Raw genomic sequence first — 14,332 nt, 5'->3', positions numbered from 1 at the left:
CCTCGGGGACGTCCTCTGCCGAGCAGGTCACGGTTCTCGACTCGGGTGTCATAGTGCGCTCGTCCGGCAGCCTCACCTCTGGCGGCAGCGGCGCTGGAGTGCAGGACGGAAAGCCCTACGTTCTCGCGGATCCCGACGAGACGTCGGTCGTCGTCAAGGGACCCGGAGACCATGAGCCCGAGACAGACCCGGTGGCGCTCGAGGCCAAGCACATTGACACGCAGAACGATTCGAAGGCGTCCCATGCAGCCCCACCGAAGATGGCCGCCGTCGTCGACGAAGAGGAGCTTGCGGTCGCGACGACAACGACATCGGCGCGCAACCGGTTGACGACCAACGCCACGGTCAACGCGAACACGCAGATGCTCACGGCGCAGTCGTTGATCGGCCCGCCCTCGAGCTTGCAGACGTCGTCGATCCCCGATGCCGCGCCGCCGGTGGACCCGATGCGGCCGCTGTTGACGGTCGCCGCTCAGATCATTCACGCAGTTCTCGGACCGATCCTCGATCAGGCGCCGCTGACGCCCACTCCCGATACGCCAATTCTGTGGGCCGTCTTGAGTTGGGTTCGCCGGCAGGTCGATCAGTATCTGCCCCAGACCACGGTCGTAGCCTCGTCGTCACCACTGCTGGCACAGGTCGCCCCCGTCGATGGTGACGTCGTCCTGCCGGCGGCCGCCGACGTTACGGGTCAGGACGGCGGTACGGGAGTGCATCCCCCCGTGAGTCTCGGCGACGGCGAACTCACGGGTCTCCCCGACGATTTCGACCGGACCCTCCTGGTGTCCGGGCTCGTACAGCCGACGGACTTCCGGTTCCTGCCGGATGGAGACATCCTGATCGCTGAAAAGGGTGGAGCCATCAAGCTATATCACGACGGTCACGTTCACGACGACCCGGTCATCACGCTGGCCACCCTCCCCACCGACACCGACGAGGAACGAGGTCTCCTCGGGATCGAGATAGACCCGGACTTCGAACACAACGGATACATCTACGCCTCGTATACCACCGCGCAGAATTTCGATCGGTTGTCCCGTTTCACGGTGACTGGCGAGACCGCCAACCCAGCTTCCGAATTGGTCCTGCTTGAATCGGATCAACCCGGCAACGTCTACCACCACGGTGGCGAGATCCACTTCGGCCCAGACGGAAAGCTCTACTGGGCCATGGGAATGAACACGAACAACACCAATTCCCAGAATCTGGCCAATGTGCACGGCAAGATCCTGCGGCTCAACCCCGACGGCACCGTTCCCGACGACAACCCGTTCCTCGACACCCCTGGAGCGGTACCCGACATCTGGGCGTACGGACTCCGAAATCCGTTCCGCTTCACGTTCACCCCCAACGGCAAGCTCCTCGCGGGCGACGTCGGCGGCTCGGCGTTCGAGGAACTCGACATCGTTACCGCCGGGGCAAACTACGGTTGGCCATCTGCCGAAGGCTATTGCAGCACTTGCGGTTACGCGAATCCCGTCTACACGTACGCGCATACCGCAGATGCTGCACACGCCGGCTCGATCACCGCGGTGATGGTCTACACCGGCGACACCTTTGGCAATGAGTACCAAAACAAGGTCTTCATCGCCGACTACACGCTTGGCTTCATCAAGGAACTGACCTTCGATTCCGACTTCGACAGCTTCATCAGCGAGAAGATGTTCGACGACAACGCGGGAACGACCGTCAAACTGGCGCAGGGGCCGGATGGAAACATTTACCAACTCAACATCTTTCCTGGTGAACTCTCGGTCATCAGGCCCTCGGGCGGCAACCGTGCTCCGGCGGCGGTAATCGCTGCTTCCGCGAGCAGCGGCCTCGGGCCGTTGACGGTCAACTTCTCTGGGTCCAGGTCCAGCGACCCGGACCCGAATACCACGCTGGGCTACCTGTGGAACTTTGGTGACGGGTCCACCTCCACGCTCATGAGCCCAACGAGGACCTACACGGTAAACGGCGCCTACAACGTCACGCTCACCGTCAGCGACGGGGAGAAGACGAATACGGCGACACAGCGAATCGTGGTCGGAAGCACGATGCCCACTGCACAGATCGTTACTCCGTCGAATGACTCGAGGTACAACGCCGGTGACGTCATCTCGTTCTCCGGCATTGGCACCGACGCCGAGGACGGAGTACTGCCGGACAGCGCCTACAGGTGGACCGTGGTCTTCCAGCATGCCGACCACATCCATCCGTTCCGCAGCGACATCGTCGGTCCGACGGGCTCCATCACCATTCCGCGGGGCGCCGACAACATCGACACCACGTCCTACCGGCTCACGCTGACCGTGACCGATAGCAGTGGTCTATCGAGTAGCGACACGATTGAGGTCAAGCCCAACCTCGTCGACCTGACGTTCAACTCGAACGATCCCGACGCGGTATACACGATCGACGGCATTCCCTTCAAGGGAACTCACACCGAACGGGCCGTCGTCGGCGTCGAACGCGTTCTCGGCGCACCGTCGCCACAGTACGTCGATGACGGACAGTTCGTCTTCGGCAGCTGGTCCGATGGATTGGCGCAGACCCACACCATCGTGACGCCGGGCGCCAACACGTCCTACGGTGTCACCTTCACCGCGCTCGACGTCCCGCCCGCGCCGTGGCAACAGGGCGACATCGGCCGCCCGACCGCAGCCGGCTACTCGTCCTACGACAACGGTGTGTTCACCGTTCACGGTGCGGGCAACGACATCTGGGACAAGACCGATCAGTTCCACTACGTCTATCAGCCGTTCAGCGGTGATGGAACCATCATCGCCAGGGCCACGTCGCAGACCGACACCGACGGCTGGGCCAAGTCCGGCGTCATCATCAAGGAATCGACGGCGCCCGGTTCGAAGTACGTGCTGCTGGCCGTGACGCCCGATCACGGGATCACGTTCCAGTACAACTACAACGGTGACGGCGGCTCTGCGCCGTACACGCTGCCCGATGGTTGGCTGAAGCTGCAGCGCGAAGGCGACGTGTTCAGCGGTTACGCATCGACGAACGGAACCGACTGGACGTTGGTCGGCCGGACCACGCTCGCGATGAGCGCCAGCGCGACTGCCGGGCTTGCGGTCAACTCCCACGAGTTCTCCACGCTTCTCAGCACCACGACGTTCGACCATGTCAGCGTTTCGGACAGCTCGGCGCCACCGACGACGTTGCCTTCGCCGTGGACAGGTGCCGACGTGGGTGTCCCGCAGTTGACGGGTTCCTCGAGCTACGCCGGTGGTGTATTCACCGTGAATGGCGGGGGCAACGACATCTGGGCCGATGCCGATCAGTTCCACTTCACGAGTCAGACCCTGTCCGGTGACGGTGAGATCGTCGCCCGGGTGACAGGGCAGGAGAACACCAGCGACTGGGCCAAGAGCGGTCTGATGATCAAGCAGTCAGCGGCAGCGGGTTCGCCGTATGCGCTGCTGGCGGTGACCCCCGGCCACGGAGCGGTGCTTCAGAGCGGGTTCAACACCAGCATCCAGAGCGCGACGACAGCGCAGACTTCCTGGCTAAAACTCAAGCGCGCCGGGGACACCATTACCGGCTACGCCTCCGCCGACGGTGTCACCTGGAATCAAATCGGATCGACCACGGTCGCTCTCGGTAACTCGGCGCTCGTTGGTCTATTCGTCACCTCCCATGACGGAGGACAACTCAACACCACGACCTTCGACAAGGTCAGCGTCGTCAAGGCAAACCAGTGGACCAGCAGGGACATTGGTGCGCCCACGCTTGCCGGTAACACCGCCGTGACAGGTGGCACATACACACTCAACGGCGGCGGCAACGACATCTGGGCTGATGCGGACCAATTTCACTACAGCTATCAGTCGTTGGTCGGCGATGGTGAGATCGTCGCCCGGGTGACCGGGCAGGAGAACACCTCTGACTGGGCCAAGAGTGGTCTGATGATCAAGCAGTCGTCGGCAGCGGGTGCGCCCTACGTACTGCTGGCGGTGACACCCGCACACGGCACCGTGCTTCAGAGCGGGTTCAACACCAATGTTGGAGGCGCGGTCGTCACGCCGCCGAATGCGTGGCTAAAGCTGAAGCGTGTCGGTGACACGGTCACCGGCTATACGTCGGCCGACGGTGTCACCTGGACCGAGGTCGGTTCGGCCACAGTCGCTCTCGGTGATACCGCGCTTGCAGGTCTGTTCGTCACCTCGCATGACGGAGCGCAACTCAACACCTCGACGTTCGACCACGTCTCCCTATCCGCGAGCTCCGCGCCACCCGTGACGCTGCCTTCGCCCTGGGCGGCCGCCGACATCGGTGCCCCGCAGTTGAAGGGCTCTTCGACCTTCGCCGGTGGTGTATTCACCGTGAATGGCGGGGGCAACGACATCTGGGCCGATGCCGATCAGCTGCAGTTCGTGAGCCAGACCCTGTCTGGTGACGGCGACATCGTCGCCCGGGTGACAGGACAGGAGAACACCAGCGACTCGGCCAAGAGCGGTCTGATGATCAAGCAGTCAGCAGCAGCGGGTTCGCCGTACGCACTGCTGGCGGTGACCCCCGGTCACGGCACGGTGCTCCAGAGCAACTTCAACAGCAGCGTCGGAGGCGCAGTCGCCGCATCACCGAATACCTGGCTCAAACTTACACGCGCCGGCAACGCGGTCACCGGCTACACATCGACCGACGGCCAGGTGTGGACCCAAATCGGCTCGACGACAGTCACTCTCGGCAGTTCTGTGCTCGTCGGCCTGTTCGTCACCTCCCACGAAGGCGGACAGCTCAACACCACGACCTTCGACCACGTCAGCGTCGTGCCGAAAGTCGCAGCCCTCAGTGCCTGAGTCGCCACTGCAGACCGCTCCGACCAATTCATCTCACATCGAAGGCTTGCCTATGGCGCTCGCAACACGGGTTCTACGCTTCACTGCGGTCGGAGTCACCTGCTACCTGATACAGCTCGGGTTGGTGCACCTCCTCCGCGGGGCAATCTCCCTCTATCCGGCCGACGTACTGGCGTTTCTAGTGTCAGCGCAGGTCAACTTCGTGCTAAGCCAGCTGTTCACGTGGGGTGACCGGCAGGATGCCGAAAGCCTTTTGATGCGCTTCGTCAAGTTCAACACCAATGCGCTGATTTCAGTGATCGTAGTCAACGCCAGCACGTTCTGGCTTCTCGTTCAGACCGGTCTCTCGTACTGGGCCGCAATGCTGCTGGCGAATGTCGCCACCGCGTTCTGGACTTTCTCGATCAACCACTTCTTCGTTTTCAGGATCGAACACGAACAACGACACGTCACTTTGGAGACCACAACATGAACATTTTGCCGATGACAGCGCACGCGCCGAGCGTTGCCCTGTTCATGCCAGCCTTCAACGAGGCAGCCAATCTCGAGGACGTCGTGGGCCGCGCCTACGAGTTCTTCGACGGAAGCGGGATCGCGCAGCGAGCTGTCATCGTGATAGACGACGGGTCAACGGACGGGACACCGGCCGTTCTCGCCGACATCGAGAACCGTTATCCCATCGACGTCGTCACCCATGTCACCAATCACGGCTACGGCCGCGCGTTGCGCTCAGGTCTCGAGGCCGCGCTGGCGACCGGCCACGAATGGATCGCCTACTGCGATTCCGACGGCCAGTTCAATCCGGCGGATCTGGCGATGCTCCTGGTCGCCGCGAACTCCCACAAGGTCAACGTCGTACTGGGAGTGCGCGCCAAGCGCGCGGACAACCTTGCCCGCCGGGCTGCAGGGCGTGGATGGCATGGCGTCAGTCGACTCGTACTGAAGTACGACGCCTCCGACGTCGACTGTGGTTTCAAGTTGCTTCACCGGTCGGCGGTCGAGGCCGTCGTCGCGCAGTTGCAGAGCGACTATGCGGCGATCTCACCCGAATTGCTCGCGCGTTTGCACCGAGCAGGCGAACGAATGGTCGAAGTGCCTGTCCCGCACTATCCGCGGGCCAACGGCAAGCAATCCGGCCTCGACCCGAAAGTCGTCATGCGTTCGTTCAACGACCTGTACGCAGTCCGGCGCGAACTGGCCGCCGCACGCAACCGGTTGCCAGTGCGCGTTTCAGGCCTACCGAGCGTGGCGCCAGGGTACCTCCCGCTGACCGGGCAGGAGGCAGTGTGACCATCACCGCGGAATCGCTGGAGCAGCCTCTGGAAGGCGCGGCGAATACGACTCGACGCGACCACACGGTGCGGTACGTGGCGCTCGGTGCTGCGCTCATCTCGATCGCTGCCTACTGGTACTTCGCCAGCAAGGACATGGCGCTAGGATATGCAGACTCAATCTCGCATCTGCAGATCGCCTCGCGCACCCTTGACAGTCCGACAGCTGGCTTCGCCCAGTTGGGAGGAGTCTGGCTGCCGCTGCCACACCTCCTCATGTTGCCGTTGATCTGGTTCACGCCGTTCTACTACAGCGGCTTCGCCGGTAGCGCGGTCAGCATGGCCAGTTACGTCATCGCGTGCATCTACGTGTACAAAATGGGGTTCGGGTTGGTGCGTTCCAGGATCCCGGCGCTCGGCGGCTTGGCGGTGTTCGCGCTCAACCCGAACGTTCTCTACATGCAGTCCACTCCGATGTCGGAACTGCTTCTCTTCGCGACGATTACCGCGACGGCGTACTACGTGCAGCAGTGGCTTCAAACGCAAGAGCATCTAGAGAAGTACCCCTACCTGTTCGCCGCCGCAGTCGCCGCGTTCCTCGCGTGTCTGACGCGTTACGAGGCCTGGGCCATCACGTTGGTATTCGGGGTGATCGTCGTCTTCGCCGCGTGGCGTCAATACGGTCGCCAGGCGGTGGCCGGACTGACGCTGAGTTTCGGCTTCATCGCGGGCGCCGCGATCATCCTCTGGCTGGGGTGGAACCTGCTGATCTTCGGCAACGCGTTGAACTTTCAGAACGGGAAGTACGCGAAGCCGTCCCTCTGGGTGGGCGAGGGTGAACAGGCCGTCGGAAATCTGGGCATCGCGGCCAAGACCTACTGGTATGCGGTGGTGGAGGACCTCGGCATCGTCGTCATGATCGCCATGATCGCCGGCGCAGTGGCCATCGCGCTGTTCCGCCGTCGAATCGATTCGCTTCCAGTACTGGGATTGCTGGCCGTCGCTCCATTCTTCGTGATGGCACTCTTCGTCGGGCAGCGGCCGCTCCACGTGACTCAGGTGACGGGCGATCTCTACAATCTACGGTTCGGACTGCTGATGTCCGTTCCCGCGGCGGTCCTCGTCGCGTACCTGCTCAGCCAACTGCCCGCCAGGACCTGGGTCGTCGGCACGACGGTTGCCGCAGCATGTGCGCTGCTGCCTCTCCTGCCGGGCGGGCCGACGCAGATCGTCACGGCTAGGGAAGGCAGCGCCTTCGGATTCTCCCGAGTCGCCCTGGACACTAGCGAGTTCCTCCGCGAGCACTATGACGGCGGCGTCATCCTGATCGAGTCGTTCGGCAACGAATCGATTCTCTTCCACGCCGGGATTGCACTCACCAACAACGTCTACGAGGGCAGCTACCGACTGTGGGATCCCGCACTCAGTAATCCGCCGGGTCAGGAGATCAAGTGGATCGTGATGCGGGGCGGAAAGACCCCCGACCAGACGTACGTGGAATTGAACGGCTCCAGCAAGATCGGGAACTACGAAAGAGTCTTCCAGAACGATCTCTACTCGGCTTACGAGATCAAGGGCTAGACATGTTGAAGACGAAGATGGGCGAGCCGACGCGACACACTGCGGCGACCGTCGTCAACACGGGTCAGATCGCAGTCTTGGTCGTATTCGCCAGCCTGGTCGTCGTCGGCGTGGCCGTGATCCCGCTGACGATCGCGAAGATCGCCGTCGCGTCGGTGCTGATCTTCTTCGCGGTCTTCGTCGGCCTCGTGAAGATGGGACTCTGGTACGCCTCGACCAAGTACGAATACCCCGACTACGAGGTCCCGTCGATCGATGACCCGACTCTGCCGCACTACCTGGTTTTGGTCCCGATGTTCCGGGAAGCGGCGATGATCGAGCCGATGATTCGCGGCATGAGCGCGGTGGAATATCCGAAGAACAGGCTGACCGTGAAGCTGCTCGTCGAGACCCGGGATCGTGATCCGGGCACCCGTGATGCGATTGACGCCGTTGAGATTCCGTCCTTCATCGAGGTGTTGGAGGTCCCCGACATCAAGCCCTACGGCAAGCAGCGCGCGTTGAACTACGGCGCTCACGTGGCGATGACCGATTCACGCCTCTCCAAGAGGGAGCGGGCAGCCCGACTCTGCGTCATCTACGACGCCGAGGACCGTCCCGACCCCGATCAATTGCTGCGATCCGTTGGGATGTTCCGGGCCTACGACCGGATCGACTCCAAAGTCGTGTGCCTGCAGGCCCGCCTGGAGTTCTCCAACCAGACGAGTAGTTGGGTCTCCCGACTCATGTGGGCGGAGTACCTCATTCACTTCGGCTGGGTCTTGCCGGGCATGGCCAAGCTCGGCTGGATCCCACCGCTGGGCGGCACGTCCAACCACTTCCGCCTCGAGATGTTGGCGCGGGTCAGCATCGATCCCGACCAACAACCCGAAGGCGTCACCTGGGCCGGCATCTGGGACATGTTCAACGTCACCGAGGACGCTGACCTCGCAGGAGCACTTGCGCTGCACGGCTTCAGGATTGCCATGCTCGACAGCGTGACCAACGAGGTTGCCACCACCAAGACCAAGACTCTGATCCCGCAGAAGTCGCGGTGGCTCAAGGGCTACATCCAGACCGGGTTGATCTTCACCCGCAGCCCGCTTCGCACGATGCGGCAGATCGGACCTGTCCGGTGGATCGTTTACGTGCTATTCCTGCTGGGCACACCGCTGTCGATTCTGCTCAGTGCGTGTTCGTGGCTCCTGACGTATGCCTACTTCGCGACGAGATCGCCTGCGATCGAGCAGTTGTTTCCCGGTCTGCTGTTGTACCTCGGCGTGCTGCTGCTCGTCTTCGGCAACTTCGTCCTCTTCCTGCAACACGTCGCCGTGGCGACCAAACACGAGGGTTTCGGCACCATCAAGTACATGATCCTGGTGCTGACGGGTATCTGGCCGATGATGACCGTTCTGTCGTTGGCCAAGGCATGCTACGAGCTCCTCAATCCCCGGATGCGTCACTTCTGGGACAAGACCGAACATGGCCACGACCTGCACACCCTCGACATCGCCGGCGGTGGGCTCAGAAGCGTTGCGCCGCTTGAGGAGCAGCTGGTTACTGTCGTAGCAGCGGTGCCGGAAACCGACGACGAGATCGCAACCGCCATGGCAGTCACTGCTGAAGAGATCGCCAAGGCAACAGCAGCGAGCAGGGCGAAGACGCGCGATACCGCCTAAGTGGAGGCCGACCACGCACGCGGCCACCGATCGCGTGCCTGTCGCCCGCGTGGTTACGGTCTGCCGACTCGCAGCGGCGGCACGCCACATTCGCCTGTAGCGGCAGTCTCAGGCAACCTGTCCTCTGATCACCGGCAACCCGGGGTCGGTCGCGGCCGTCAGCGACGAGGGTGCCGCCCCGGCTGCGATCAGATGCGCGGCGAACGAGGCGATCATGGCGCCGTTGTCGGTGCACAACCGCGGCCGAGGTACGCGCAAGGTCAGACCCGCTGCGGCACAACGCTCTTCGGCGAGCTCGCGGAGACGGGAATTGGCCGCGACGCCGCCGGCGATCAGCAGCGTCGACACCCCCAGGGCGTCGGCGGCGCGTACGGCCTTCTTGGTCAGCACGTCGGCGACGGCCTCCTGGAAGCCGGCCGCGACGTCGGCCGTCGCGGCGTCCGGGTGAGACTCGACGTAGCGCGCGACCGCGGTCTTGAGCCCCGAGAAGCTGAAGGCGTACGGATCGTCGCGGGGGCCGGTCATCCCGCGGGGAAAGGTGATCGCGTCGCGATCGCCGGTGCGGGCGAGCTCGTCGAGCACCCGGCCACCGGGGTAGCCGAGACCGAGCAGCCGGGCGATCTTGTCGTAGGCCTCGCCGGCGGCGTCGTCCACGGTGCTGCCGATCTCTTCGATCGGCTCGCCGAGCGACCGCACGTGCAGCAGGTGGGTGTGCCCGCCCGAGACCAGTAGTCCGACGCTCTCGGGCAGCGGCCCATGGTCGTAGACGTCCGCGGCGAGGTGCCCGCCGAGGTGGTTGACGCCGTAGAACGGCACTTCCCACGCCGCCGCGTACGCCTTGGCCGCAGCCACGCCCACCAGCAGCGCACCGGCCAGGCCGGGGCCGATGGTGGCGGCGACGACGTCGGGCCTCGACACCTCCGCCGTCGACAGCGCCCGGCGCATCGTGGGGCCCAGCGCCTCCAGGTGCGCGCGGGAGGCGATCTCGGGGACCACGCCGCCGAAGCGGGCGTGTTCGTCGACGCTGGAGGCCACCTCGTCGGCCAGGAGCGTCACGGTGCCGTCGTCGTCGAGTCGGCAGATTCCGACTCCCGTTTCGTCACAAGAACTCTCGATGGCAAGGACGATCATCGGACTCCTCCCCCGGCCGCCTTCTCGGCGTCCCGTCGCATCGTGTAGGCGTCGGCGCCGCTGATGCGGTAATACCGCTTGCGAACGCCCATTACGGTGAAGCCGACGCTTTCGTACAGGGCGATCGCCGCGACGTTGTCGGTCCTCACCTCGAGGAAGACGGTGCCACCATCGGCGATGGTCAACAGGTGATCGAGCAGCACCCGGCCGATGCCGCGTCCCTGGAATCGGGCGTCGACGCCGATCGTGTGCACCTCGTATTCGAACGGCGGCTTGCGGCCCAGCCGGCTCACCCCCGCGTACCCGACCAGCTCGCCGTCGAGGCGCGCCGCCACGTAGTGGTTGTGCGCGGAGTCCAATTCCCGGATGAAGGCGACCGCCGGCCAGGGGTCGTCACCGGGGAACAGCTCGGCCTCCAGTTCGGCGCAGCGGTCCGCGTCACCGATCGTCAGCGGGCCGTACTCCACCGTCACGGGCGGGCCTGCGACGGTGTGGCGTCGGGACGCCGAAGATAGAGCGGCACCAGAGGTTTCGGCTCGTTGGCCCAGTCCGCGGCCCGCACCAGGCCCGAGGCCGTGGGTTGCTCGACTTCGAGTCGGGGCAGGTCGAACAACGCGGCGTGCGGCGGGGAGCCGGCGACGGCAGACGCGTCGGCGGGGACGTCGGCGGGAGTGTTCACCGCAGGGCCCTCGATGCGGACGCCGTCGCGGTAGCGCGCCCAGTACACCTCGCGTCGCCGGGCGTCGGTGACCACCAGCACGTCACCGGTGGTGTCCACGCCGATGGCGTCGAGACTGCAGACGCCAAACACCGGCAGGCCCAGGGCGTGCCCGTAGGCCGCACCGGTTGCCATGCCGACGCGCAGTCCGGTGAAGGGACCGGGGCCGCACCCGACGACCACGGCGCCCAGGTCGGCCATCCCGAGGCCCGCGTCGGCCAAGGCACCCAGCACGTTTGGGGTGAGTCGTTCGGCGTGGGCGCGGGGGTCGACGGTCACCCGCTCGCCGAGGACGTCGACGCCGGACGGGGTGCGGCGCACGACGCCCGCGGTGACGGCGGGCGTGGCGGTGTCGATGGCCAGGACGATGGTCACGCGCGCGGGCCCTCGGTTCCTCGGTGCCAGGCCCAGGTGGCGATCCGCACGTCGGTGTCGCCACCGCGCTCGAGCCTGATGTCGAGGTGGCGCTCGGACAGCCGCTCCGCCAGGCCCTCACCCCATTCGACCACCACCACGGCGTCGTCCAGATCGGTGTCCAGATCCAGGGAGTCGAGTTCGGCGAGCAGGTCCGCCCCGGCATGGTCGAGCAGGCGGTACACGTCGACGTGGACCATGGCCGGCGCCCCGACCCGCAGTGCCGGATGCACCCGCGCCAGCACGAAGGTCGGCGAGGTGACGGCACCGTCGACGTGCATGGCCTGGGCGATCCCCTTGGCCACCACGGTCTTTCCGGCACCCAGTGGGCCTGACAGCACGACCACGTCACCGGCGACGAGGTCGGCGCCCAGCCGGGCTCCGAACGCCAATGTGTCCTCTGCGGTGGGCAATTCCGCCGTGCCGGCGAGAACCTCAGCCATGGGTGCGCACCCGCTCCCGCAGCCGCCGCGTCATCGCGACGAGCTTGGACGGCGTCGCGCGCCCGACCAGTCGGACCAAGGCGTCGTCGACGATCTCGGGGCGTTCCAGTTCGACGAGATGGCCCGCGCCGCCGACGATGACGAGTTCGGACTTGGGCAACTCCGTCGCCATGGCCTCGGAGTACTCGTGGGGGGTGAGCAGATCGTGGTCGCCGCAGACGATGAGCGAGGGCACCTTGGCCAACACGGCCAGGGCGGCCGTCTCGTCATGCACCTCCAGCGCATGAAGGAATCCGACCAGGGTGGCGACGGGCGTGTCGTGCATCATCCGCTCGGAGAACGCGACGACACTGCGGCTGACCTCGTCGTCGCCGTAGGACGCGGCCCGCAACACGGGGCCGATCACCGAACTGGCCGCACCGCGGGTGCGATGCACCGTCTTGGGTGCGTAGCGCACGGCGAAGCGGGCGGCCTCCAGCACGGGATTCTTCAGAACCTCACCCAAGGGAGAACGTGAAACCCCTTCGGCAGCAGAGGAAATGAGGGCGACGCCGACGACGCGGCTCGGGTAGCGCTGCGGATATTGCCTCGCGTGGGACAGCACGGTCATGCCGCCCATGGAGTGTCCGACGAGGACGACCGGCCCGCGGGGAGCCATCACCGAGAGCACGGTCTCGAGGTCGTGACCCAGCTGCGGAACGGTGTAGGTGTCGGGGGGCGCCTCACCCGACTGACCGTGGCCACGCTGGTCGTAGAACACCATCCGGACTTGCGAGCCCCACTGTTCGGTGAGCCGCGCCCGCTGAAAGTAGAACGCTCCCATGCGCAGACAGAATCCGTGGGCGAAGACGACGGTCAGGGGCGCGTCCTCCGGGCCGACCTCACGGACCGCCAGGGGCACGCCGTCCGAGGTCGTCACCACGCAGCCGCGATCCGCGTCGAGCAGTTCGAAGTCCTCGTCCTGGTGTGGGTCCACGTCGGTGACCCGCCTGGTGAGAGATCGTGCCACGGTGGTGCCGGCGAGCCCGCCGACGGCCGACAGGCCGGCCAAGCCCGCGAGCCATTGTCCTCTTCGCTTATGGCTCAACGGCTTTCACCCGACTCGTCGACGTACACCCGGGACACCCGGCCGCGCGGGCTGGTGACGATCTCGTAGTTGATGGTGCCCAGCGTCGTCGCCCAGTCCTGCGTGGTGGGTTCGCCGCCGTCCCCGGGACCGAAGAGCACGGCGTCGTCGCCCTCGCTCACCCCCACCGGTCCGGGACCCAGGTCGACGACGAACTGGTCCATGCAGATGCGGCCGACGTTTGGCCGCAGGCGCCCGTTGACCAGAACCGACATCCGGCCACTCAACCCGCGGAACACGCCGTCGGCGTATCCCAGCGGGATGAGCGCGACGGTGGTGTCGCGGTCGGCGATCCACGTGTGGCCGTAGGAGACCCCGTCGCCCGCACGGAGCCGCCGCACGGCGGCCACCGGAGCCCTCAGCGTCATGGCGGGTCGCAATCCCATGTCGCCCATGGCGGGAATCGGGGTCTGCCCGTACACCGCGATCCCGGGCCGGACCAGGTCGAAGGCCAGGTCCTTGCGCGTCATGGCGGCCGGCGAGTTGGCCAGGTGGTGGATCTCGAACTCCACGCCAGCCTCGTTGGCCTGCCGGCGCACCTCGGTGAAGCGCTGGGCCTGCCAGTCGTTGACCGGGCTGGTCGGGTCGTCGCCGCACGCCAGGTGCGACATCAGGCCGCGAAGCCGTATCGACTCGTCGGAGACTGCCCGTCTCAGCGCGGTCAGCAGGGCGGGAAGTTCGGCGGCGCTGACACCGTTGCGACTCAGACCGGTGTCCACCTTGACCGTGACGGTCGCCGGGCGGCCGGTGCGACGGGTGGCGTCGAGCACCTCGCTCAGCTGCCGGGTCGAGGACACCCCGATCTGGACGTCGCCGGTCAACGCGGGCGCGAAGTCGGTGCCCGGTGCGTGCAACCAGCACAGCACGGGGGCGGTCACGCCGTCCCCACGCAGTTCGAGTGCCTCGCCGAGCGTCGCCACGCCCAGCTCGGAGGCGCCGGCCTCGACGGCGGCCCGCCCGACCCGGGCCGCTCCGTGACCGTAGCCGTCGGCCTTGACCACGGCCATCACCTCGGCCGAGCCGGCCAGCTCGCGCAGGAGGCGCACGTTGTGCCGGATCGCGGCGAGGTCGACCACTGCCTGCGCAGAGGTACTCGTCGTGGCGGGGTCGGCCTGATGGATGGTCATGTCACCGTCGATTGTCCCAGAACGGGTCGACTGGCCGAATCTGACGCTCGCGAATGATCGCCGT

The 14,332-nt window shown here is 65.4% G+C and carries 11 protein-coding genes; 5 read left to right on the top strand and 6 right to left on the bottom strand.

The genetic code is table 11. The annotated features are described in order from the left end of the window. The first annotated feature begins 53 nt into the window (after positions 1 to 53). From ABZ195_RS08140 to ABZ195_RS08120, 5 genes are read left to right on the top strand one after another with little or no spacing between them, the layout of a single operon-like run. Positions 54 to 4,799, top strand: coding sequence for a PQQ-dependent sugar dehydrogenase (locus ABZ195_RS08140; protein WP_355216532.1), 4,746 nt, complete (start codon positions 54 to 56; stop codon positions 4,797 to 4,799). Between the two features lie 52 nt (positions 4,800 to 4,851). Beyond that, on the top strand, positions 4,852 to 5,271 hold the full coding sequence (locus tag ABZ195_RS08135) for a GtrA family protein (RefSeq protein ID WP_355216530.1): 420 nt from the start codon (positions 4,852 to 4,854) through the stop codon (positions 5,269 to 5,271). An 11-nt stretch (positions 5,272 to 5,282) separates the two neighbouring features. Then, complete coding sequence (locus tag ABZ195_RS08130) at positions 5,283 to 6,089, top strand: glycosyltransferase family 2 protein (protein WP_355216528.1); 807 nt, start codon at positions 5,283 to 5,285, stop codon at positions 6,087 to 6,089. After that, complete coding sequence (locus ABZ195_RS08125; RefSeq protein ID WP_355216526.1) at positions 6,086 to 7,651, top strand: hypothetical protein; 1,566 nt, start codon at positions 6,086 to 6,088, stop codon at positions 7,649 to 7,651. Before ABZ195_RS08130 ends, ABZ195_RS08125 begins: the two co-directional genes overlap by 4 nt. A gap of 2 nt (positions 7,652 to 7,653) precedes the next feature. Further along, complete coding sequence (locus tag ABZ195_RS08120) at positions 7,654 to 9,309, top strand: glycosyltransferase (protein ID WP_355216524.1); 1,656 nt, start codon at positions 7,654 to 7,656, stop codon at positions 9,307 to 9,309. Between the two features lie 108 nt (positions 9,310 to 9,417). Here the strand turns inward: ABZ195_RS08120 and tsaD are convergent, their stop codons facing one another. From tsaD to alr, 6 genes are read right to left on the bottom strand one after another with little or no spacing between them, the layout of a single operon-like run. Further along, on the bottom strand, positions 9,418 to 10,440 hold the full coding sequence (gene tsaD / locus ABZ195_RS08115) for a tRNA (adenosine(37)-N6)-threonylcarbamoyltransferase complex transferase subunit TsaD (protein ID WP_355216522.1): 1,023 nt from the start codon (positions 10,438 to 10,440) through the stop codon (positions 9,418 to 9,420). Next, on the bottom strand, positions 10,437 to 10,913 hold the full coding sequence (gene rimI, locus ABZ195_RS08110) for a ribosomal protein S18-alanine N-acetyltransferase (RefSeq protein ID WP_355216520.1): 477 nt from the start codon (positions 10,911 to 10,913) through the stop codon (positions 10,437 to 10,439). Before rimI ends, tsaD begins: the two co-directional genes overlap by 4 nt. Then, positions 10,910 to 11,533 carry a tRNA (adenosine(37)-N6)-threonylcarbamoyltransferase complex dimerization subunit type 1 TsaB gene (tsaB, locus tag ABZ195_RS08105; protein WP_355216519.1) on the bottom strand — a complete coding sequence of 208 codons (624 nt, stop codon included), beginning with the start codon at positions 11,531 to 11,533 and terminating at the stop codon, positions 10,910 to 10,912. Before tsaB ends, rimI begins: the two co-directional genes overlap by 4 nt. Continuing rightward, positions 11,530 to 12,015: a tRNA (adenosine(37)-N6)-threonylcarbamoyltransferase complex ATPase subunit type 1 TsaE gene (tsaE, locus tag ABZ195_RS08100; RefSeq protein ID WP_355216517.1), complete on the bottom strand. Its 486-nt coding sequence runs from the start codon at positions 12,013 to 12,015 to the stop codon at positions 11,530 to 11,532. Before tsaE ends, tsaB begins: the two co-directional genes overlap by 4 nt. Continuing rightward, the gene (locus ABZ195_RS08095; protein WP_355216515.1) at positions 12,008 to 13,102 is read right to left on the bottom strand and encodes an alpha/beta hydrolase; all 1,095 of its coding nucleotides are present in this window, start codon (positions 13,100 to 13,102) and stop codon (positions 12,008 to 12,010) included. The genes tsaE and ABZ195_RS08095 overlap by 8 nt, the downstream gene beginning before the upstream one ends. After that, a complete protein-coding gene (gene alr, locus ABZ195_RS08090) occupies positions 13,099 to 14,268 on the bottom strand; it encodes an alanine racemase (protein ID WP_355216513.1) in 1,170 nt (389 codons plus the stop codon). Before alr ends, ABZ195_RS08095 begins: the two co-directional genes overlap by 4 nt. Positions 14,269 to 14,332: the final 64 nt, after the last annotated feature.

The sequence above is a fragment of the Mycobacterium sp. NPDC006124 genome (genome assembly GCF_040614235.1).
Lineage (GTDB): Bacteria > Actinomycetota > Actinomycetes > Mycobacteriales > Mycobacteriaceae > Mycobacterium.
Note: the sequence above shows the minus strand (reverse complement) of the source record. Positions and strands in the feature narration are given on the sequence as shown.